Annotated in this window: 20 protein-coding genes; 12 read left to right on the forward strand and 8 right to left on the reverse strand. The window is 40.0% G+C overall.

Going from position 1 to position 18,561, the window contains the following annotated elements:
• The first annotated feature begins 143 nt into the window (after positions 1-143).
• The 4 genes from AC0VYC_RS14675 to AC0VYC_RS14690 all read left to right on the forward strand — a co-directional run bounded on the left by AC0VYC_RS14675 (position 144) and on the right by AC0VYC_RS14690 (position 5,195).
• Positions 144-1,679 (forward strand): ABC transporter ATP-binding protein, encoded by a 1,536-nt coding sequence (locus tag AC0VYC_RS14675; RefSeq protein ID WP_058213661.1) that lies wholly within the window; start codon positions 144-146, stop codon positions 1,677-1,679.
• Positions 1,672-2,718: an ABC transporter permease gene (locus AC0VYC_RS14680; RefSeq protein WP_025207902.1), complete on the forward strand. Its 1,047-nt coding sequence runs from the start codon at positions 1,672-1,674 to the stop codon at positions 2,716-2,718. The genes AC0VYC_RS14675 and AC0VYC_RS14680 overlap by 8 nt, the downstream gene beginning before the upstream one ends.
• Positions 2,719-3,678: an ABC transporter permease gene (locus AC0VYC_RS14685; protein WP_008345835.1), complete on the forward strand. Its 960-nt coding sequence runs from the start codon at positions 2,719-2,721 to the stop codon at positions 3,676-3,678.
• Between the two features lie 179 nt (positions 3,679-3,857).
• Positions 3,858-5,195 carry a 2-hydroxycarboxylate transporter family protein gene (locus tag AC0VYC_RS14690; RefSeq protein WP_017367956.1) on the forward strand — a complete coding sequence of 446 codons (1,338 nt, stop codon included), beginning with the start codon at positions 3,858-3,860 and terminating at the stop codon, positions 5,193-5,195.
• A 71-nt stretch (positions 5,196-5,266) separates the two neighbouring features.
• Here AC0VYC_RS14690 and AC0VYC_RS14695 read toward each other — a convergent pair whose 3' ends face one another.
• Positions 5,267-5,476 carry a hypothetical protein gene (locus tag AC0VYC_RS14695; RefSeq protein WP_019744044.1) on the reverse strand — a complete coding sequence of 70 codons (210 nt, stop codon included), beginning with the start codon at positions 5,474-5,476 and terminating at the stop codon, positions 5,267-5,269.
• A gap of 219 nt (positions 5,477-5,695) precedes the next feature.
• On the opposite strand from AC0VYC_RS14695, the gene AC0VYC_RS14700 reads away from it, so the two are divergent.
• The 7 genes from AC0VYC_RS14700 to mnhG are packed head-to-tail and all read left to right on the forward strand — an operon-like array spanning position 5,696 to position 11,472.
• Positions 5,696-8,107, forward strand: coding sequence for a Na+/H+ antiporter subunit A (locus AC0VYC_RS14700; protein ID WP_178929931.1), 2,412 nt, complete (start codon positions 5,696-5,698; stop codon positions 8,105-8,107).
• Complete coding sequence (locus tag AC0VYC_RS14705) at positions 8,104-8,535, forward strand: Na(+)/H(+) antiporter subunit B (protein ID WP_008345843.1); 432 nt, start codon at positions 8,104-8,106, stop codon at positions 8,533-8,535. Before AC0VYC_RS14700 ends, AC0VYC_RS14705 begins: the two co-directional genes overlap by 4 nt.
• Positions 8,535-8,876 (forward strand): Na(+)/H(+) antiporter subunit C, encoded by a 342-nt coding sequence (locus tag AC0VYC_RS14710; protein WP_003213576.1) that lies wholly within the window; start codon positions 8,535-8,537, stop codon positions 8,874-8,876. The genes AC0VYC_RS14705 and AC0VYC_RS14710 overlap by 1 nt, the downstream gene beginning before the upstream one ends.
• Entirely contained in the window at positions 8,869-10,347 is a 1,479-nt protein-coding gene (locus tag AC0VYC_RS14715) for a Na+/H+ antiporter subunit D (protein WP_475388730.1), read from the forward strand. Before AC0VYC_RS14710 ends, AC0VYC_RS14715 begins: the two co-directional genes overlap by 8 nt.
• Before the next feature lie 6 nt (positions 10,348-10,353).
• Positions 10,354-10,833, forward strand: coding sequence for a Na+/H+ antiporter subunit E (locus AC0VYC_RS14720; protein ID WP_008345848.1), 480 nt, complete (start codon positions 10,354-10,356; stop codon positions 10,831-10,833).
• Positions 10,833-11,114: a Na(+)/H(+) antiporter subunit F1 gene (locus tag AC0VYC_RS14725; RefSeq protein ID WP_008345849.1), complete on the forward strand. Its 282-nt coding sequence runs from the start codon at positions 10,833-10,835 to the stop codon at positions 11,112-11,114. The genes AC0VYC_RS14720 and AC0VYC_RS14725 overlap by 1 nt, the downstream gene beginning before the upstream one ends.
• Positions 11,098-11,472, forward strand: a complete 375-nt coding sequence (mnhG, locus tag AC0VYC_RS14730; protein ID WP_003213369.1) for a monovalent cation/H(+) antiporter subunit G — start codon at positions 11,098-11,100, stop codon at positions 11,470-11,472. The genes AC0VYC_RS14725 and mnhG overlap by 17 nt, the downstream gene beginning before the upstream one ends.
• A gap of 90 nt (positions 11,473-11,562) precedes the next feature.
• Here mnhG and AC0VYC_RS14735 read toward each other — a convergent pair whose 3' ends face one another.
• From AC0VYC_RS14735 to degQ, 6 genes are all read right to left on the reverse strand, one after another.
• On the reverse strand, positions 11,563-11,952 hold the full coding sequence (locus AC0VYC_RS14735; protein WP_017358943.1) for a hotdog fold thioesterase: 390 nt from the start codon (positions 11,950-11,952) through the stop codon (positions 11,563-11,565).
• Positions 11,953-11,975: 23 nt separating this feature from the next.
• Positions 11,976-12,617, reverse strand: a complete 642-nt coding sequence (gene comA / locus AC0VYC_RS14740; protein WP_007500477.1) for a two-component system response regulator ComA — start codon at positions 12,615-12,617, stop codon at positions 11,976-11,978.
• An 80-nt stretch (positions 12,618-12,697) separates the two neighbouring features.
• Positions 12,698-14,989, reverse strand: coding sequence for an ATP-binding protein (locus AC0VYC_RS14745; protein ID WP_475388733.1), 2,292 nt, complete (start codon positions 14,987-14,989; stop codon positions 12,698-12,700).
• Between the two features lie 6 nt (positions 14,990-14,995).
• Positions 14,996-15,184, reverse strand: coding sequence for a competence pheromone ComX (comX, locus tag AC0VYC_RS14750; RefSeq protein WP_306160900.1), 189 nt, complete (start codon positions 15,182-15,184; stop codon positions 14,996-14,998).
• Complete coding sequence (locus AC0VYC_RS14755; RefSeq protein WP_100324828.1) at positions 15,153-16,076, reverse strand: polyprenyl synthetase family protein; 924 nt, start codon at positions 16,074-16,076, stop codon at positions 15,153-15,155. Before AC0VYC_RS14755 ends, comX begins: the two co-directional genes overlap by 32 nt.
• A gap of 151 nt (positions 16,077-16,227) precedes the next feature.
• Positions 16,228-16,368 (reverse strand): degradation enzyme regulation protein DegQ, encoded by a 141-nt coding sequence (gene degQ, locus AC0VYC_RS14760; RefSeq protein ID WP_003213123.1) that lies wholly within the window; start codon positions 16,366-16,368, stop codon positions 16,228-16,230.
• A 505-nt stretch (positions 16,369-16,873) separates the two neighbouring features.
• On the opposite strand from degQ, the gene AC0VYC_RS14765 reads away from it, so the two are divergent.
• The gene (locus tag AC0VYC_RS14765) at positions 16,874-17,227 is read left to right on the forward strand and encodes a YuzC family spore coat inner layer protein (protein ID WP_017367963.1); all 354 of its coding nucleotides are present in this window, start codon (positions 16,874-16,876) and stop codon (positions 17,225-17,227) included.
• 36 nt (positions 17,228-17,263) lie between these two features.
• Here the strand turns inward: AC0VYC_RS14765 and AC0VYC_RS14770 are convergent, their stop codons facing one another.
• Positions 17,264-18,490 carry an EAL and HDOD domain-containing protein gene (locus tag AC0VYC_RS14770; RefSeq protein ID WP_035701209.1) on the reverse strand — a complete coding sequence of 409 codons (1,227 nt, stop codon included), beginning with the start codon at positions 18,488-18,490 and terminating at the stop codon, positions 17,264-17,266.
• Between the last annotated feature and the right edge of the window lie 71 nt (positions 18,491-18,561).

The raw sequence follows: 18,561 nt of genomic DNA on the forward strand, positions 1-18,561 counted from the left end.
AGCGCGTCTTATCCCCTTGCCTCTCCTTTACCTCCTCTTTATTCGTAAAAGGTGGTAAAAGAAAAGCTGCAGCCTTGTTTTGCAGCTTTTCTTTTGCTAGTTTTTATCTTCATCAGCACCCTAAAAAAGGAGCGGTTAAACCTGTGGATTATGTCATTGAAATGTTGAATATACGCAAAGAATTCCCTGGCATTGTAGCAAATGATAACATTACGCTACAGCTAAAAAAGGGCGAAATTCATGCGCTGCTTGGTGAAAACGGCGCTGGAAAATCAACGCTTATGAACGTGCTTTTCGGACTGTATCAGCCTGAAAAAGGTGAAATCAAGGTACACGGAAAACCGGTTACAATCTCAAGTCCAAATGATGCAAGTGATTTAGGCATTGGAATGGTCCATCAGCATTTTATGCTAGTTGATACATTTACTGTGGCTGAAAACATCATTTTAGGAAAAGAGCCAAAGAAATTTGGAAAGATTGACAAAGAACAAGCCATTCAGCAAGTGCAGGAACTTTCTGACCGTTATGGACTGAAAATAGACCCTGCCGCTAAAGTATCTGACATCTCAGTCGGTATGCAGCAGCGAGCAGAAATCTTAAAAACACTATACCGCGGCGCTGACATCTTGATCTTCGACGAACCAACAGCCGTCTTAACACCTCAAGAAATAAAAGAACTCATACAAATTATGAAAAACTTAATCAATGAAGGCAAATCCATTATTTTAATTACCCACAAACTAAAAGAAATTATGGATGCCTGTCATCGCGTGACCATTATCCGAAAAGGGCAAGGTATTCGTACACTTGATGTGGAACACACAAACAAAGACGAGCTTGCCAGCTTAATGGTCGGCCGCGAAGTCTCATTTAAAACAGACAAAAAAGCAGCCTCCCCTGCTGAAGAAGTCTTGCAAATTCAAGATCTCACTGTCAAAGATGCGCGAGGAATTGAAGCTGTGAAACAACTCAATTTATCAGTGAAAGCTGGTGAGATTGTCGGAATTGCGGGTGTAGACGGAAATGGTCAATCTGAATTAATTGAAGCCATTACAGGTCTGAAAAAATCCGAATCTGGCACGATCATGCTAAACGGGAAAGCCATTCAAAATCTCCCGCCTCGTAAGGTCACAGAATCTGGTATCGGACACATTCCTCAAGACCGTCATAAGCACGGACTTGTCCTTGATTTTTCAATTGGAGAAAATATTTCCTTACAAACGTATTATCAGCGTCCATATTCGAAGTTTGGCTTGATGAATATGAAAAATATTTATCAAAAAGCAAAACAAATCATTGCTGAATACGACGTACGGACGCCTAGTGAATATACAGAAGCACGTGCGCTATCAGGGGGTAACCAGCAAAAAGCCATTATTGGCCGTGAAGTGGACCGAAACCCTGATTTATTAATTGCCGCACAGCCGACACGCGGACTTGACGTCGGAGCCATTGAGTTTGTTCATAAGCGTCTGATTGAACAAAGGGATGCAGGCAAAGCCGTTCTGCTCATTTCCTTTGAGCTTGATGAAATTATCAATGTCAGTGATAAGATTGCCGTTATTTTCGAAGGCAGCATTATTGCCATTGTTGATCCAAAAGAAACAACAGAGCAAGAACTTGGTCTGTTAATGGCTGGAAGTACGCAACAGGAAGTGGGGAAAGAAGCAAATGTCTAATCGCTTAACAAATCTGCTGATTCCGCTTATAGCCATTGTACTTGGTCTTTTCGTTGGGGCCATCATTATGCTGGCAAGCGGTTATAGTGTCATCGAAGGTTATAGCGCCCTTTGGAATGGCGTATTCGGTGAAACGTATTATATGGGAGAAACCATCCGACAAGTCACGCCCTATATTTTATCAGGACTTGCTGTTGCCTTTGCATTTCGGACAGGCCTCTTTAATATCGGGGTAGAAGGTCAACTTCTCATTGGCTGGATTGCATCTGTATGGATAGGAACAACCGTCCATGCACCTGCGTATATCCACCTGCCTCTTGCACTGATCACTGCAGCAGCTGCTGGTGCATTATGGGGCTTTATTCCTGGGTTTTTAAAAGCTCGTTTTTATGTTCATGAAGTGATTGTCACTATTATGATGAACTACATTGCACTTCATGTGACTAATTTTATTATTACAAATGTTCTTACAGATCATAAAGATAAAACAGATAATATTAATTCGACTGCCTCATTACACTCTGATTTTTTTGAAAAAATCACTGATTTTTCAAGCATGCATAACGGAATCATTGTAGCTGTCCTATCTGCCGTTATTATGTGGATCATTATCCAAAAAACCTCTAAAGGGTTTGAATTGCGTGCTGTTGGTATGAATCAACACGCATCCCAATATGCTGGAATGAATGTGAGAAAAAACATTATATATTCCATGCTCATTTCTGGTGCCTTTGCAGGGCTTGCAGGTGCGATGGAAGGGCTCGGAACCTTTGAATATGCATCAATAAAAGATGCCTTCACTGGCGTTGGTTTTGATGGAATCGCTGTTGCCTTATTAGGCGGAAATACAGCTATTGGTGTCGTCTTAGCGGCATTATTGCTTGGTGGATTGAAAGTCGGTGCTTTAAACATGCCGCTTGAATCTGGCGTACCGACTGAGGTCGTTGATATTGTGATTGCGATCATTATTCTTTTCGTTGCCTCAAGCTATATCATCCGTCTTGTCATTCAACAATTGAAGAAAAAGGGGGGAAAATAAGTGGGATTTCTGCAAATTCTTGAAATCATCGTCCCGGCTACACTTGTATATGCTGCACCACTTATTTTAACCGCTCTTGGAGGCGTCTTTTCAGAAAGATCAGGTGTCGTCAATATCGGTCTTGAAGGTTTGATGGTCGTCGGAGCATTTTCTAGTATTATCTTTAACTTAATGTTTGCTGATACGTTTGGTGCCTTGACCCCGTGGCTCGGTCTTCTTGTTGGTATGGCCATTGGCGGCGTGTTCTCACTCATTCACGCTGTTGCCACTATTACGTTCAGAGCAGATCAAACGGTCAGTGGTGTTGCGATTAACATGCTTGCCCTTGGTGCTACGCTGTTTGTTGTCAAACTGATTTATGGCAAAGCACAAACGGATAAAATTACAGAACCTTTCTATAAAGGAGATATTCCCCTTTTAAGTGACATTCCGATCATTGGTGATATTTTCTTTAAAGATGTGTATTATACGTCCATTCTCGCATTAGTTCTTGCGGTTGTCGCTTGGTTTGTTTTATTTAAAATGCCGTTTGGCTTGCGACTTCGTGCAGTCGGAGAGCATCCAATGGCAGCTGATACAATGGGAATCAAGGTATACCGGATGCGCTATATCGGCGTCTTCATTAGTGGTCTATTTGGCGGTCTTGGCGGAGCTGTGTATGCATCGACCATCGCTCTTGATTTCTCACACGCCACCATTACAGGACAAGGCTTCATTGCGTTAGCCGCCCTTGTTTTCGGGAAATGGCACCCATTTGGCGCTATGGGCGCTGCTTTATTCTTTGGATTTGCACAAAGCTTAAGCATCATTGGCTCTCTGCTTCCGCTGTTTCAAGATATCCCGAACGTGTACATGCTCATTGCACCATATGTGCTGACGATCCTAGCTCTTACTGGCTTCATTGGACGAGCAGACGCACCAAAAGCACTTGGTACTCCTTATTTAAAAGGAAAACGATAAATAAATACCATGTATGATCAATCCCCTGAAGGACAAACTATCTTCAGGGGATTTTTGTATGATAAAAACGACAAAACCCCCGTTTATTTTACTTTTATTACACTTAATTTAGTTTAATAAATAGATGAGTGTCACAGAATCTTCTACAATTGAGACAAATAGCATTTGGGGGTGTTTATGTGGCTAATACACAACAATTGAAATCGATTACAAACGATTCTGACAATAATAAAAGCGTTTTCCGAAAAATTCTTTCTTGGAAAATTGGTGTTATTGATCTACCTGTGTATATAGTACTTGCAGCGATTATTTTAACTGCCGCTTATTTTAATAAAATTCCAGCAAATATGCTTGGTGGTTTCGCTGTTATTATGATTTTGGGGATTTTCCTAGGAGATGTAGGACAACGTATTCCAATCTTAAAAGATATTGGTGGACCGGCGATTCTTTCTTTATTCGTACCATCGTTCCTGGTCTTTTTTCATGTTCTGAATCCAAACTCGTTGGAAGCGGTTACGTCTCTGATGAAAACGTCGAACTTCCTATACTTCTATATATCTGCTCTTGTAGTAGGTAGTATTCTTGGGATGCAACGAACTGTTTTAGTACAAGGCCTTATTCGTATGTTTGTTCCTCTTGTTGCAGGTACAATTACAGCTGTAGCTGCTGGAATTCTAGTGGGTCTTCTAGTTGGTTACACACCGCATCATTCGTTCTTCTTTATCATTGTACCGATTATTGCCGGTGGTGTCGGTGAAGGAATATTGCCATTATCAATTGCTTATTCACAAATTCTTGGTGTATCAGCAGAGTCATTAATTTCTCAATTAATTCCGGCTGCTGTCATTGGGAACGTCATTGCCATCATTTGTGCTGGCGCAATGAAAAAGCTTGGTGAAAAACGTCCTGAACTAAACGGGAATGGACGACTTGTTAAATCAAAAGAAGCAAATGAAATCTTTGAACAGCCTGACATGGATACTAAAGTTGACTTCAGCTTAATGGGTGCAGGTGTACTTGTTGCTTGTACAACCTTTATCTTTGGCGGCTTATTAGAAAGTTTTGTTCATATTCCAGGTCCAATCTTAATGATTGTTCTTGCTGCATTAATCAAATACTTAAACGTGATGCCTCAGCATTTGCAAAACGGCTCACAGCAGTTCTACAAGTTTGTATCGAAAAGCTTTACATGGCCTCTAATGGTTGGTTTAGGAATTCTATACATTCCACTTGATGATGTGGCTACTGTCATTTCGATTCCTTTCGTATGTGTATGTATTGCTGTTGTTCTAGGCATGGTTGGTTCTGGTTACTTTGTTGGTAAATTCATGAACATGTATCCAGTTGAATCTGCCATTGTGACTGGCTGTCACAGTGGATTAGGCGGTACTGGTGATGTTGCGATTCTTTCAGCTTCTGGAAGAATGGGCCTTATGCCTTTCGCTCAAGTCTCTACACGTCTTGGCGGAGCAGCAACCGTTATTTGCGCAACAATCTTACTCAGAATGTTTACTTAAAAAAGAAACAAAAAGCATGTCCTTTTCATAAAGGACATGCTTTTTTTATATTTCTTTTCTCCCATACATCCTCATTCATCAGCTAATACAATTCGTATATACTCCCGAGGCTGAAAAGGATACTGTTTCGCCTGCGGATAGGTCATATGGAGGAGTTGCTCAGAAAATAGCGGCCATTCACTCCCGGCCTGCCACCTTTTTTGATCATTTCGTTCAATCAAGAATGCTCCTCCTAAAATCGTGCAGAATATGCTTAAGCTGATGGCGATCTTTCGTTTCATTTGATCAGCTCCTTTAAGAAAAGCATGTACGAAATACAAAACAATATACAACGAGTTTCATTTTTGATAAAATATTTTTTGTGGTCAAAAGAACTCAAAACAAATTCAATTTGTCGTAAATCAGTTCAAACCAATGCACTATGTCTGTATTTACGCTATAATTTTAATTACCAGTTCTTTAGAACGTGAATTTATATTGATCAAAGGAGGTTCATTTTCTTGCAGCTTATTCACTTCGCCATCCTATCACCTTTTTTACTTGCCTTTGTCGTCCCTTTTCTTTTTAAATACGTAAGGCGTATACATACAGGATGGTTTGTTCTCATCTTGCCTATTCTTTTATTTACCTATTTCATCCAAATGCTCCAGATCACCTCGAATGGACGAACGTTGTTCTCACAAGCTGAATGGATTCCCTCTCTAGGGATGAATTTCACTGTATATGTAGATGGTCTCAGCCTGTTATTTGCTTTACTCATCACAGGTATTGGTGCACTTGTGGTACTGTACAGTATTTTCTACTTATCAAAGGAAAAAGAACAGCTTGGCTCTTTCTATACGTATTTATTAATGTTTATGACCGCTATGCTCGGTGTTGTCCTCTCTGATAACATGGTCGTACTTTATTTGTTCTGGGAGCTAACAAGTATCTCTTCCTTCCTCTTAATTGGGTATTGGTATAAGCGTGAACGTTCTCGTTACGGAGCAACCAAATCACTGCTTATTACTGTGTTTGGCGGATTAGCTATGCTTGGCGGCTTCATCCTCATTTACCTGATCACTGATTCATTCAGTATTCGCGAAGCAGTCAATCAGCTTCAGCTCATTATGGCATCACCTTATTTCATCCCTGCGATGGTTCTCATTTTACTAGGGGCCTTCACGAAATCAGCGCAGTTCCCATTTTATATTTGGCTGCCTGATGCTATGGAAGCACCAACCCCTGTAAGCAGTTATCTGCATTCTGCTACTATGGTCAAAGCCGGTATTTATCTGGTTGCCCGCTTTAGTCCGATTTTTGCTATATCAGAGGTGTGGTTTTGGACCATTTCGATTGTCGGACTTATCACACTATTCTGGGGATCTTTCCACGCCGTTCGGCAAAATGATTTGAAAGCCATTCTGGCCTTCTCGACAGTGAGTCAACTCGGTATGATTATGCTCATGCTAGGAGTAGGCGCAGCTGCCATTCATGAAAACAACCCTGCCTTTTTTGGCGCAGCCGTTCTTGCTGCTATTTTTCATCTCATTAACCACGCGACTTTTAAAGGAAGTCTCTTTATGGCAGCAGGGATTATCGATCACGAAACAGGTACACGTGATATTCGCAAATTAGGTGGATTAATGACCATCATGCCAATTACCTTTACAATTACGTTAATTGGTACATTCTCGATGGCTGGACTCCCGCCTTTTAATGGATTTTTAAGTAAAGAGCTATTTTTCACAAGTATGATTCGGATTTCTGACATCAGCTTTACGGATGTTTCAACATGGGGGGCTGTCTTCCCTGCTATCGCTTGGCTCGCTAGTGTGTTTACGTTCATCTACAGTATGATGATCGTCTTCAAAACATTTAGAGGCCGTCTGAATGTCGATCAATTGGAGAAAAAACCGCATGAAGCACCGATTGGTATGCTGATCCCGCCAATTATTTTAGCTGCACTTGTGGTCACGTTTTTCTTTTTCCCTAATATTCTTGCCTATTCTGTCATTGAACCTGCCATTCAAGCGATCATTCCAGAAGCCATTCAAACAGGAAGCCGCTTTGCCGTAAAAATTGAAGCGTGGCATGGATTCCAGCCAGAGCTTTACATGACAATTGGTGTAGTTGCGCTCGGTACCATTGGCTATTTAACGCTGTCAAAATGGCGCCCAATGTACAACATATTTAAAGAAAAATGGTCATTTAACGCTTTGTATGATCGTTCACTTATAGGTGTAGAAAAAGGGTCATACCGCCTAACAAACAGCTATATGACAGGATTCCTTCGTGACTATCTTGTCTATGTATTTGGTTTTATGATTATCGTGCTGGGCAGCGTGATGTTCTACAAGCAAGCCTTCTCATTTCAAACTGAGCACGCTGCATCAATCGGCACGTACGAAGCCATCCTTTCACTTGTGATGGTCGCAGCGACAGTCACGACTGTATTTGCTCGTTCACGCTTAACAGCTATTATTGCGCTAGGTGTTATGGGCTACACGCTGTCACTATTCTTCGTGATTTTCAGAGCACCTGACCTTGCGCTGACACAGCTCATTATTGAAACCATTTCTGTCGCGCTGTTTTTACTTTGCTTCTATCATTTGCCAAAGCTGAGTCTGAAGCAAAAAACACGAAGATTTAAATTAACAAATTTGATGATCTCATTAGGTGTTGGAGTTGTTGTCACCTGTCTTGCTTTTGCTTCAACAAGCCAGCAGTCTCTTGACACGATTTCAACGTACTTCATTGAAAACAGCTACAAACTGGCTGGCGGAGACAATATTGTCAATGTCATTCTTGTCGATTTCAGGGGCTTTGATACACTCTTTGAGATTACAGTGCTGGCCATTGCGGCACTCGGTATTTATGGATTATTGAAGGTAAAAGCACAAGGAAAACGGAAGAGAGGCGTACGGCGATGAGAAAGATTGATACGAATGATATGCTCTTACAAGTCACTACTAAAATTACAGCATTCATCATCTTGCTTTTCTCACTTCACCTATTTCTTGCAGGACATAACAATCCTGGCGGAGGATTCATTGGCGGTTTGATGAGTGCTGGTGCTGTCGTCCTTCTGCTTTTAGCCTATGACCTTAAAACAGTCAGACGCATTTTACCATTTGACTTTATTTATGTGGCTGGTGTCGGTTTGCTCGTTGCCATCCTAACAGGTATGGGATCTTTTCTGTTCGGAGCACCTTTCCTATCCCATGCATTTGATTATTTCCAACTGCCGTTTCTAGGGAAAACAGAACTGGCGACAGCGGTCCTGTTTGATATCGGTGTGTATTTAGTTGTTGTTGGTGTCACCATGACCATTATTCAAACGATTGGAGAGAAGGAATAATGGAATTTCTAATGTCTATTATCGTCGGAATCATTTTTATGGCAGCGACCTATTTAATGCTTTCAAAAAGCCTTCTGCGGGTCATCGTCGGTACTGCCGTTTTAAGTCACGGCGTCCATTTGCTTCTATTAACAATGGGCGGCTTAAAAAAGGGAGCACCTCCTATTTTGAAAGAGGGGCTCACATCCTATGTAGATCCATTGCCACAAGCATTAATTTTAACAGCTATTGTCATTGCTTTTGGTGTAACATCCTTTTTGCTCGTGATGGCCTTCCGTGCCTTCCAAGAGCTGAGAACAGATGACATGGATCAAATGAGAGGAAATGATCAGCATGAATAATCTCGTGATCCTGCCTATATTAATACCATTACTAGCTGCTACATTATTGATTTTTATGAATAAAAACACCATGCTGTCGAGAGGCTTTAGTGTATTTGCATCTCTTTTAGCCATTATCTGTAATGTCTATTTGGTCCAAACGATTTTCACAAACGGCATACAAACCCTTTATTTGGGTGGCTGGAAAGCACCGTTTGGCATTGCCCTTGTGGCCGATCAGTTTGCTGCACTTCTTGTGCTGACCGCTTCCATTGTTGGACTTGTCACAGTTCTTTTTTCCTTTCAAACGATTAGGAAAGAAAGAGAGCGGCTGTTCTATTATTCTGGTGTCCAATTCTTGTTAGCTGGCGTCAGTGGTGCCTTTTTAACGGGAGATATTTTCAACCTGTTTGTCTTCTTTGAATTGTTGCTGATGGCGTCTTATATGCTCATTGTTCTGGGTGGTTCAAAGCCTCAGCTTCGTGAATCACTGAAATACATTGTGTTTAATATTATCTCATCGGCATTATTTATTGTTGGCGTAGCGTGTTTATATGCAGTCACAGGCACACTGAACATGGCTGATTTAAGTGTGAAAATAGCTGAATCTGGGCAAACAGGGTTAATCACCGTGATTGCCATTCTGTTCCTGATTGTATTTGGCTTAAAAGCTGGGGTCTTCCCGCTGTACTTCTGGCTGCCAGGGTCTTATCATGCACCGCCGGCAGCAATTTCAGCTTTGTTTGGCGCACTGCTGACAAAGGTCGGGCTATATGCGATTGCCAGGGTCTTTACGCTCATCTTTATACATGATACAGGTTTTACACATACAATTATGGCCTGGCTAGCCGCTCTAACGGTTATATTCGGTGTCATTGGCTCTATCGCCTATTCTGATGTGCAAAAAATTGTGATTTATAACATTGTCACAGCTGTTGGTGTCATTTTGTTTGGGATTGCGGCCAATACACCGGCATCACTTCAAGGCGCCATTTATTACCTCATTCACGATATGGTGATCAAAGGAGCTCTATTTATGCTCGCAGGGGCACTGTTTGTGTATGCTGGAACCAATCATCTGAAAAAAATGGGTGGGCTGATTCAATCCCAGCCTCTACTCGGCTGGATGTTCTTCATATCGGCTTTATCACTTGCGGGTATTCCTCCGCTAAGTGGATTTGTTGGCAAACTGAAAATTGTTGAAGGTGGGTTTTCTGCTGGGTACATGACGTTCTCTATCCTTGTTTTACTGTCCAGTCTTCTTGTCCTTTATTCTGTTATGAGGATTTTCATGCTCGCGTTTTGGGGAGAGGAACAGGATATGCGAAGAAGAAAGCCATCCATTAGAGGAATGGTATATCCTGGGGTACTGCTTGTTATCTTATCGCTTGCGATTGGATTAGGCACAGAATTCATTGCACCTTATATCAATCAAGCTGCGGAAATGCTTTCAACACCAGAAAAATATATTCAAGCTGTGCTGAAGGAGTAGATGAACATGGCCTTTCAAATATTATTAAACGCTCTCCTCGCCTTTACATGGATGTTTATGAATGATACATACAGAGCTGCAGACTTTGTATCAGGCTTTGCACTAGGGATGATCGCCATTTTTATGCTACGGCGATTCTTCCCGCAACGTTTTTACGGCTATGCCCTTTATGCGATTTTCAAGCTCGTCATCATTTTTATCAGAGAGCTGCTTCTTGCCAATTTGAGTGTACTCAAGACGGTGTTATCTCCAAAGCTTAAGATCAAGCCTGGTATTTTCGCCTTTCGTACAGATTTAAAAACAGATTGGGAAATCACCATACTGGCTAATATGATTACATTAACACCTGGTACACTGGTCATCGATATTTCCGATGATCGTTCGATTTTATATATTCATGCGATGGATATTGAAGATGCTGAAAAAGCCATCCACGATATTCGGGTATCATTTGAAAAAGCGATTCAGGAGGTGAGCGGTAAGTAATGGAACTGATCTTGCAAATGTCACTTGGAATTCTTGCGCTGTCTACTTTGCTTTTTGTCATACGGGTCATCAAAGGACCTTCTATCCCAGATCGCGTTAGTGCGCTTGATGCGATAGGAATCAATTTAATTGGGATGACAGCCATCGTGTCTATCTTACTGAAAACCACTACGTTCTTTGAAATTATTTTACTGCTCGGTATTCTTGCCTTTATCGGCACTGTCGCTTTTTCCAAATTCCTTGAGAAAGGGGAAGTGATTGAAAATGATCGTCATCGCTAAAGCGATCGTGATTTTCTTTATTCTGCTTGGCGCCATCCTCTGTTTGATTTCAGCCATTGGTGTCCTTCGCCTGCCGGATGTTTACACACGTATGCATGCTGCATCAAAAGCATCGACACTTGGTGTTGTTCTCATTTTAGTTGGTGTGTTCTTTCATGAATGGTTTCTTGCAGGGATCATCTCTGCGAAAATCCTGCTTGGGATTGTCTTTATCTTTCTGACCGCACCAGTCGGCGCTCATTTGATCGGCAGAGCCGCTTACAACACTGGTGTGAAAATGGACAAACGAAGTGTCCAAGATGATTATGGCGGTTTCCGTAACTTTGTCATTAAACGAAAAGAAGACTCTTATTTATAAATGAAGAATATGACATTCAGGTCTTGTTCACTTTACCTGCATGTTCATAAAAGGGTATTAAAAAAAGCTTCCGCTGCACCGGGAGCTTTTTTATATGCGATCAATGACAGCGAGTGTACATCTTGACGTACAGATATGACGGTCTCGATCATCTTTTATATCGATTTGGAATACCATTGTACGCCGTCCAACATGTACAGGAACAGCTGTAGCTGTCACCACTCCATCACGTACAGATTTTAAATGATTGGCATTGATTTCAATACCTGAACAGACCTGCTTCGTTAAATCCAAATGAGCAGCAGCACCCATGCTTGCCACTGTTTCTGCTAGAGCAGCTGATGCTCCTCCGTGCAGTAATCCAAATGGCTGTTTTGTTCGGTGATCGACTGGCATTGTCGCCACGCATCGTGACGTATTGCATTCCACAATCTCAATCCCCAGTGCCTCAAGCAGTGTATTTGAACCACTCACATCCATCAAGACCCTCTCCCTTCACACGTTTACAGGACACTTTCCGATTTTGCAATTAACACCGCTTCCGTTCGAGATCCAACATTCAGCTTATTAAAGATGGAGGTCAAACTGTATTCAATCGAGCGTTTGCTCAAATGAAGCACATCGGCGATCTCTTGGTTTGTGTACCCTTTTTCCACTTCTCTTAAGATTAAACATTCACGCTCTGTTAACAGCTCATGATCCGTCTGCTGCGCCTGTTCTGGCTTCTCTTGCTGCTGTGAAATTAATTTCTTTAAATAGGATAGCTGAATGACAACTTCTCCTTGCAATGTGCGGTGTATGTATTCAATGATTTTGTCTTTTGTCTCTGTTTTACTTATTGCACCATGCAATCCAGCTCGAATGGCCTCTTCGAAATAATCATCTACTTCATATCCTGTATAAATGATAATTTTCACTTGTTGATTCGTTTCTAGAATTTGTTTGGCAATGTCCATTCCATTGATATCCCCGAGATTTAAATCCATCAAGATCACATCATAGATGGAAAAGTCATGCGTCTTTAAAAAGGCGCCTTCTGCATCAGGACTTAAACAATCGACTGATAGCTGCTGATCTGATTCTAATATGCTTTTTGTCCCTTCCATGACAGCCGGATGATCATCAATGACCAATATCTTCTTCATGTCTTCCTCCCTTTAAATCACTCACTTCCATTTTATATAAAAGACTTGGCAGATGCCAAGTCTTATTCCTTAAGAAATCGTTACAATTCCATTTCAATTTTCACCTTGAGCCCTTTTTCAGGTGCTGTGTGAATTTGAAGCTTTCCATTTAGAGCTTTGACTCGTTCCCTTATGCCAGAAAGACCCATGCTCATCGTGTGCTGATCAAGCTGGCTTGCATCAAATCCGACTCCATCGTCCTCATAATGGAGAACAACTTGATCTTTAATACAAATGAGCATCACTAAGACTTGGCTGGCCTTAGAATGCTTCAACGCATTGGATAACAGCTCCTGCACAATCCGGTAAATATTCAGCTGTGAGTCAATATCAATGTCCAGTTCTTTATCAAAGCGGGTTGTATTCAGTCTAATATGAAATGGCGCTTCCTCTTGAATTTGCGAAGTCAGCTTCGAAATTGCCTTCACTAACCCCAAATCATAGAGGAGCTGCGGCCGAAGTTCATGACATGTTTCTCTAGTGGTTTGAATCACCTTAGACATTTGTTCATTCCATGAGATCAATGAATTTTCAATAGATGTTGGGCATTGGTTGTTTTGGAAATTGGTTAAGAACATCTCGGACTGTCTCTTCAGTGAAATCAAATCCTGCAGCACAGAATCATGAAGATCCCTCGCTAAATCTGAGCGCTGCTTCTCTTCCATGGCGAACATGACTTTCTTCAGCCAGGCGGGATTGGCTTCCCGCTGTTTCAAATCCTCAAGATGCTCCATCAGTTCTTCGATATTGACGACATTTTCTAAACTGACACTTGTGTAAAATGCCAATGTTTTCAGCCATGAGATTTCATCGCGGGTTAGCTTAGGTGTCCGTAAATTAGATAAACAGCAAATCACAAACGAGTGACCGCCCCGCTCACCAATTTTTATCATAAACCCTTTATTAAGCTCGATAATTTTCCCTACTTCGCCTAATAAATCGTGAAATTGATCGACATACTTTTTCCATAGGTTGCTGTCTTCTGTCTGCTCATCAATTTCTTCAATTTGTCCATCAGCCTTCACCTCAAGCACAAAGGCTTTATTCACAACAAGCACTTCTAAAATGGTGTATTTCAAATGATATAACACTTGATGAAGTGATGAAGCATCACGAATGAGCTGGGTGAATTTAAACACACTATCCTGATAATTATGTTTCTCTGAGAAACGCTTTAGACGAAAACGAAAATCGATGATTTCTTTAAAATAAAAGACGGTGAGCATAAGAATGTATGTGATAATTGTAAATTTCAATGTATAAAAATTAGCACTTGGCTTCTGAATGAAATCAAATATAATCACCACTACTATCGTAGGTGTGATCGCTAAAAGGCTGTAATATTTAATTCTTCCCATAAAGAAATCAACATTATATAATTTGTTTGACATAAATTGATAGACTAAGAAAAACGGAATTAATAATGCAAACGAAGCAAGAATATAAGGCGAAATAAAATACTTATGAAAAAAATATGGAATGATAAAGAACAGCATAAAAGGACTGAATGACGTGATTAAGACAAGTCCAAATGCACTAAGGACATTACCAATTTCCGTACCTTTCCACCTTTTAGCTGATCTGAATGTGATAATAATCGTTATAAATGCAAGTGTAAAAAACGAAAATAAGTTGAAAGCAGCTAAAACCATATTTTTAAAATAAATTTCTAAAACAAGATTTATAAATGGAACTGCATACAAAGAAAGAAGCACACGTACGCTAATAATTTTCGTACCCAATTCCTTCAAATACTGATACATAAAGTGCATATATAAAGGAGGTACACAAGTCATCGTAGTAATGACGATAAAACCACTAATATACTCACCTTTACCAGATCCACCAGAACTGACATATGCTACAGCAACAGCCAATAAAAAAAGGGCAAGGATATAGGCAGACTCTTTTTTCCTAGATTTATTGATTTTTAAAATCATAAATATACAAAATAGGCAGATTGAATAAAAAATGATCGGTATTAAGTAAATAAATAGATTTTCTTGACTTAATAACCTCACATTCTCTATGACAATTTCATCACCATGTCTATCAACAACTAAACTTTTGACGTTTGCTAAATAACCTCTTCTTACTTCTTCGGTTGGTTCTTTATTACCGTTCACTTCAAGGATGATATCGCCTTTTCTAACACCAGCATAATAACTGTCTGTAAAATCAACAACATCCTCTATTTCAAGTTGTCCGTCACTATTCACCGAAACGACTGCTCCTACAAAGATATTAAACACATTGATGTAGGAAATATAAATCACATAAATGAAACTAAGGATAATTAAAATAACAGTTAATTTCGAGTAAAATTTTTGCATAGAGCCTCAATAGTCCCCAGCATCTCTCCATTTTTTTGATCTAATGGTATCTTCTTTCTGAAAACCTTCAACAATAATACTCGCAGTCACTTGATCAACGTGAAGTAACGATGCATTTCCATTAGCAACTTGCTTTAACGCCGAGGGGTTTCCCGCTAGATAACTAACTAGTTTCTGAATGTTCATCTTCTCCATCTCCAATTAAAAAAAGTATTAGCTTTTCCTTTTTAGAAGCCTTTAAATGTAGTATTTCGAATGCTTCTTTAAACTTATTTCTGAGAAGGTTTCTCATAATAAATACATATTGTTGAACGCCAGATTCTTTTAATTTATCCTTTAATTCTTCAGAGCCAATACTCTTATCCTCTGATTGATAATAACTGAGCAAGTCAGAACTGGAAGGATTAAATTCATTTTTTAAATATACTAGCGGTAATGTTTGCATTCTTTTAAAATCAATATTCTTTTTATTAAAAAGAGCCACATAGTCATTTTCAAGCTGCTCTGCCATGCCTAGATAATAAGCATATTCTTCTACATTTTTTTCAAATGAACCTGTTGCCAAGATAACCCCTAACATACAGGGTAACACAAACAGTGATCCTGCCTTTAATTTCATGATACTTAAACAATCCTGCTCATTCTCCGGTTCCAGTGTCATATCCAAATGCTGTCCTTGCATTGACTGAATGGAATAGGAGTATACACTGTTTAAAAGCTCCGGTGCATGATCAAGCTTTGAAAAGACTTCAAAGCTCAATACAAAAAGAACATTCGCCGCATTAATCGCAATTCCGCTCTGACATTTCATCCAAGGATACGAATCATTATCCTGATCTTCAATATCATCTAATATATCGGCAGATAAGATGAGAAGTTCAATCCCTGCTGCCAGTTTTGTAATCGCTTGCTTGTCTTGTCCGCCAAATGCCTCATAATGTTGGTAAGCCAATTGCCCAAAAGGAAATTCATTCTTTATATCTGTAAATTCGAGAAGCAGCTTTTGTAAATCATTTTGCCTGACTGCATGTTGAATAAAATCAGACATTTTCTGCTTGATTTTTGTATTCTCTAGATAGTTTAGCATACTCGATCTTGATCCTCACCCTCTCGCCTCTTATTTTACTAAAAAGAAATAAGCAAATGTCCACTGACATCACTATTTAACAATTATATAATAATATATCCTTTTTTTGTATGTATTTGGATAAAAAAAAGACTTGATGGTTATCAAGTCTTTAAGAAATTTTCACATATTCATATTTGTCGTATTGATCAATGCTTTTGTTAATGTTATGAAGAGAAGCCGTTGTTTCTCTAATTTCGTTTTCAAGTTTCCATAATAGTTGTTTAAGTTCTTCGATTTCATACTTTTCCATCGATTCCACTCTCCTTTTTTGGAAGATCAATGTATTTGTGTATGTTGATTGGGTCATAAGTATTTGATCTGTTACTAACAGTGTAAATGCTATTGAGTATTTTTTCACCGAAAAGTATGCACAAAATGTGTGCGTGATACCGCAAAATTCAATAGGTCTTTTTTCATCATTTTCAGACTTTTCAAATGATACTTTTATCTCAATTTCAAAGGAAATACGTCATTTTTGCGACATGAACAGGCATCATTCGTCACAATTCTCATGATACAGAACGTACGATCCCCTCTGTTTCCTCGGTTTTTCATGTTATAGGTCAGACGACAGGCTCTACTGTAGACACCGCAATTTTTTGGCGACATTCACCGAAATTGACCGCAAAAGTACCTATTTTTATGATGAATATGCAAAGGTAGAAAGATCATTTTGATTCTTTATTCGGATTTTCTTCATACATTTAGAACAGATATCCGTCCAAATTCACTTCAATGAGAGAAGAGGTGACCATGTGTTTTACTATGTTCCTTATCCGCCTTTGCAGGTTCCCGCAATAGGGAACGCATACCCGCGAACACCCATGACTTTTCCTCCAGTAGATGCTCATGCGTTTCAAAAGGCTGCAAAGGAATCAACCCGTCTCGTGGCTGATGCATCCCTCATTACACAGCAGATTTCCGGTTCGCTTTCGTTTGGACAGCGAATCATGGAAGCTGCTGAACGTGCTGACACCGCAAGTGTGATTCGAATGCTGAAGCAGATTGGGGTGAAAAGCAATATCGATATCCGCTTTAGTCCAGAAGGCATCCGTATCTACTTATCCCTCTCTTCCAGCAGGCTTTTTCTACTTTTACAGTGGGGATAACAAAGAAAGAAGCCGCTCTAGTGTGAGCGGCTTTTCTTAAGATTCAAACATTTTATGACACCATTCAATGGCTTCTATATAACAGCCGTAGGCTTCCTGCTTAGGGAGACTTCCACCTAACATTTCATCATCCCATTCATTTCGTTCAATACGTTTGGCAACGTCTAACACAAGGAAATAGTCATTTTCATAGCCAAGCAGTGCCTCACCTACTTCATCCGAAAGAGGCAGTTCTTTCACAAGTTCAGTAATGTCCGCCCTGACAAGCGTATCAATGAGTGAAAACATACCTGTTAACATATAAGAAGCGGGATGCTCTCGTTCAGTCCGACTAGCAATGAGTTCACACGTTTTGGCACGAATGAACGACATTTTGATGATTTCCTTTTGGCTTGAGTTGGCTTGGACATTCAGTTCTTTAAATGAAAGGATAAAGATCCATCGCCGTATTTCATTAAACCCAAGCAGGATAATCGCCTGACGAATGCTCTTGATTTGATAAAGACGTCTCATGCCGCCAGAATTCAGCATTTTTAATAATTGATATGAAAGGGAAAGATCACTTTCTATAAAGTGCGTCACGGTCTGAATATTCGGCTGCTCCTTGCTCAGCTCATTCAATAGCTGATGGTATGCGTGGAAGCTAGTCGATAAGGCTCGTCCCGAAATGACGTGCGGCTCACTAAAGAAATATCCTTGAAACAAATGGAAGCCAGCTTCTAACGCTTCTTCATATTCTTTTCGCGTTTCTACCTTTTCAGCAAGGAATCGAAGTCGATACTTTTTATATGTATGTAAAATGTCTCTTCGTTCTTCACATGTTGTTTTCAGAAAATCAATTTTTAAAATATCAATGCAATAGAGGAGTTCATCGAGTAACTTGTCATGAAAATGTGTTCCGCTCAGAAAGAAATCATCGAGCGCAATCGTGTATCCCCACTTTTTTAATTGCTTACATCTCATAATAAGTGCCGGGGTAATCGGTACATTTTCTAATATTTCGATCACAAGCTGATGTGGATCAAAATAAGTGAGCAGATCAGACGAAAGCAAGCTTTCGGTGAAATTGATGTAGCATCGTTTTCCTTCTGTCAGTGTTTCGATGCCAATGTTTAAAAAACTATTGATAATGAGGTCCGTTGTCGCTTGATCACCATCTTCAGCGCTATATGTATTGGTTTCACTATCTCTATAAAGCAGCTCGTATGATACGACTTGTTCTTTTCTGTTAAAAATAGGCTGCCTTGCAACAAACACCCTCAACTGCTCCATTCCTCCTTTATGCAATGACAAACAAGATGTGCTTTCAGTATACCAAATGATTGCCCATAAGG

The sequence above is a fragment of the Bacillus sp. iso_77 genome (genome assembly GCF_056173625.1).

Coding starts and splice junctions, on each gene's coding strand:
- AC0VYC_RS14680 (WP_025207902.1), top strand. CDS start 1,672: ATGTCTAATCGCTTAACAAATCTGCTGATTCCGCTTATAGCCATTGTA.
- AC0VYC_RS14695 (WP_019744044.1), bottom strand. CDS start 5,476: ATGAAACGAAAGATCGCCATCAGCTTAAGCATATTCTGCACGATTTTA.
- AC0VYC_RS14705 (WP_008345843.1), top strand. CDS start 8,104: ATGAGAAAGATTGATACGAATGATATGCTCTTACAAGTCACTACTAAA.
- AC0VYC_RS14710 (WP_003213576.1), top strand. CDS start 8,535: ATGGAATTTCTAATGTCTATTATCGTCGGAATCATTTTTATGGCAGCG.
- AC0VYC_RS14715 (WP_475388730.1), top strand. CDS start 8,869: ATGAATAATCTCGTGATCCTGCCTATATTAATACCATTACTAGCTGCT.
- AC0VYC_RS14720 (WP_008345848.1), top strand. CDS start 10,354: ATGGCCTTTCAAATATTATTAAACGCTCTCCTCGCCTTTACATGGATG.
- AC0VYC_RS14725 (WP_008345849.1), top strand. CDS start 10,833: ATGGAACTGATCTTGCAAATGTCACTTGGAATTCTTGCGCTGTCTACT.
- mnhG (WP_003213369.1), top strand. CDS start 11,098: ATGATCGTCATCGCTAAAGCGATCGTGATTTTCTTTATTCTGCTTGGC.
- AC0VYC_RS14735 (WP_017358943.1), bottom strand. CDS start 11,952: ATGGATGTGAGTGGTTCAAATACACTGCTTGAGGCACTGGGGATTGAG.
- comA (WP_007500477.1), bottom strand. CDS start 12,617: ATGAAGAAGATATTGGTCATTGATGATCATCCGGCTGTCATGGAAGGG.
- AC0VYC_RS14745 (WP_475388733.1), bottom strand. CDS start 14,989: ATGCAAAAATTTTACTCGAAATTAACTGTTATTTTAATTATCCTTAGT.
- comX (WP_306160900.1), bottom strand. CDS start 15,184: ATGGAGAAGATGAACATTCAGAAACTAGTTAGTTATCTAGCGGGAAAC.
- AC0VYC_RS14755 (WP_100324828.1), bottom strand. CDS start 16,076: ATGCTAAACTATCTAGAGAATACAAAAATCAAGCAGAAAATGTCTGAT.
- degQ (WP_003213123.1), bottom strand. CDS start 16,368: ATGGAAAAGTATGAAATCGAAGAACTTAAACAACTATTATGGAAACTT.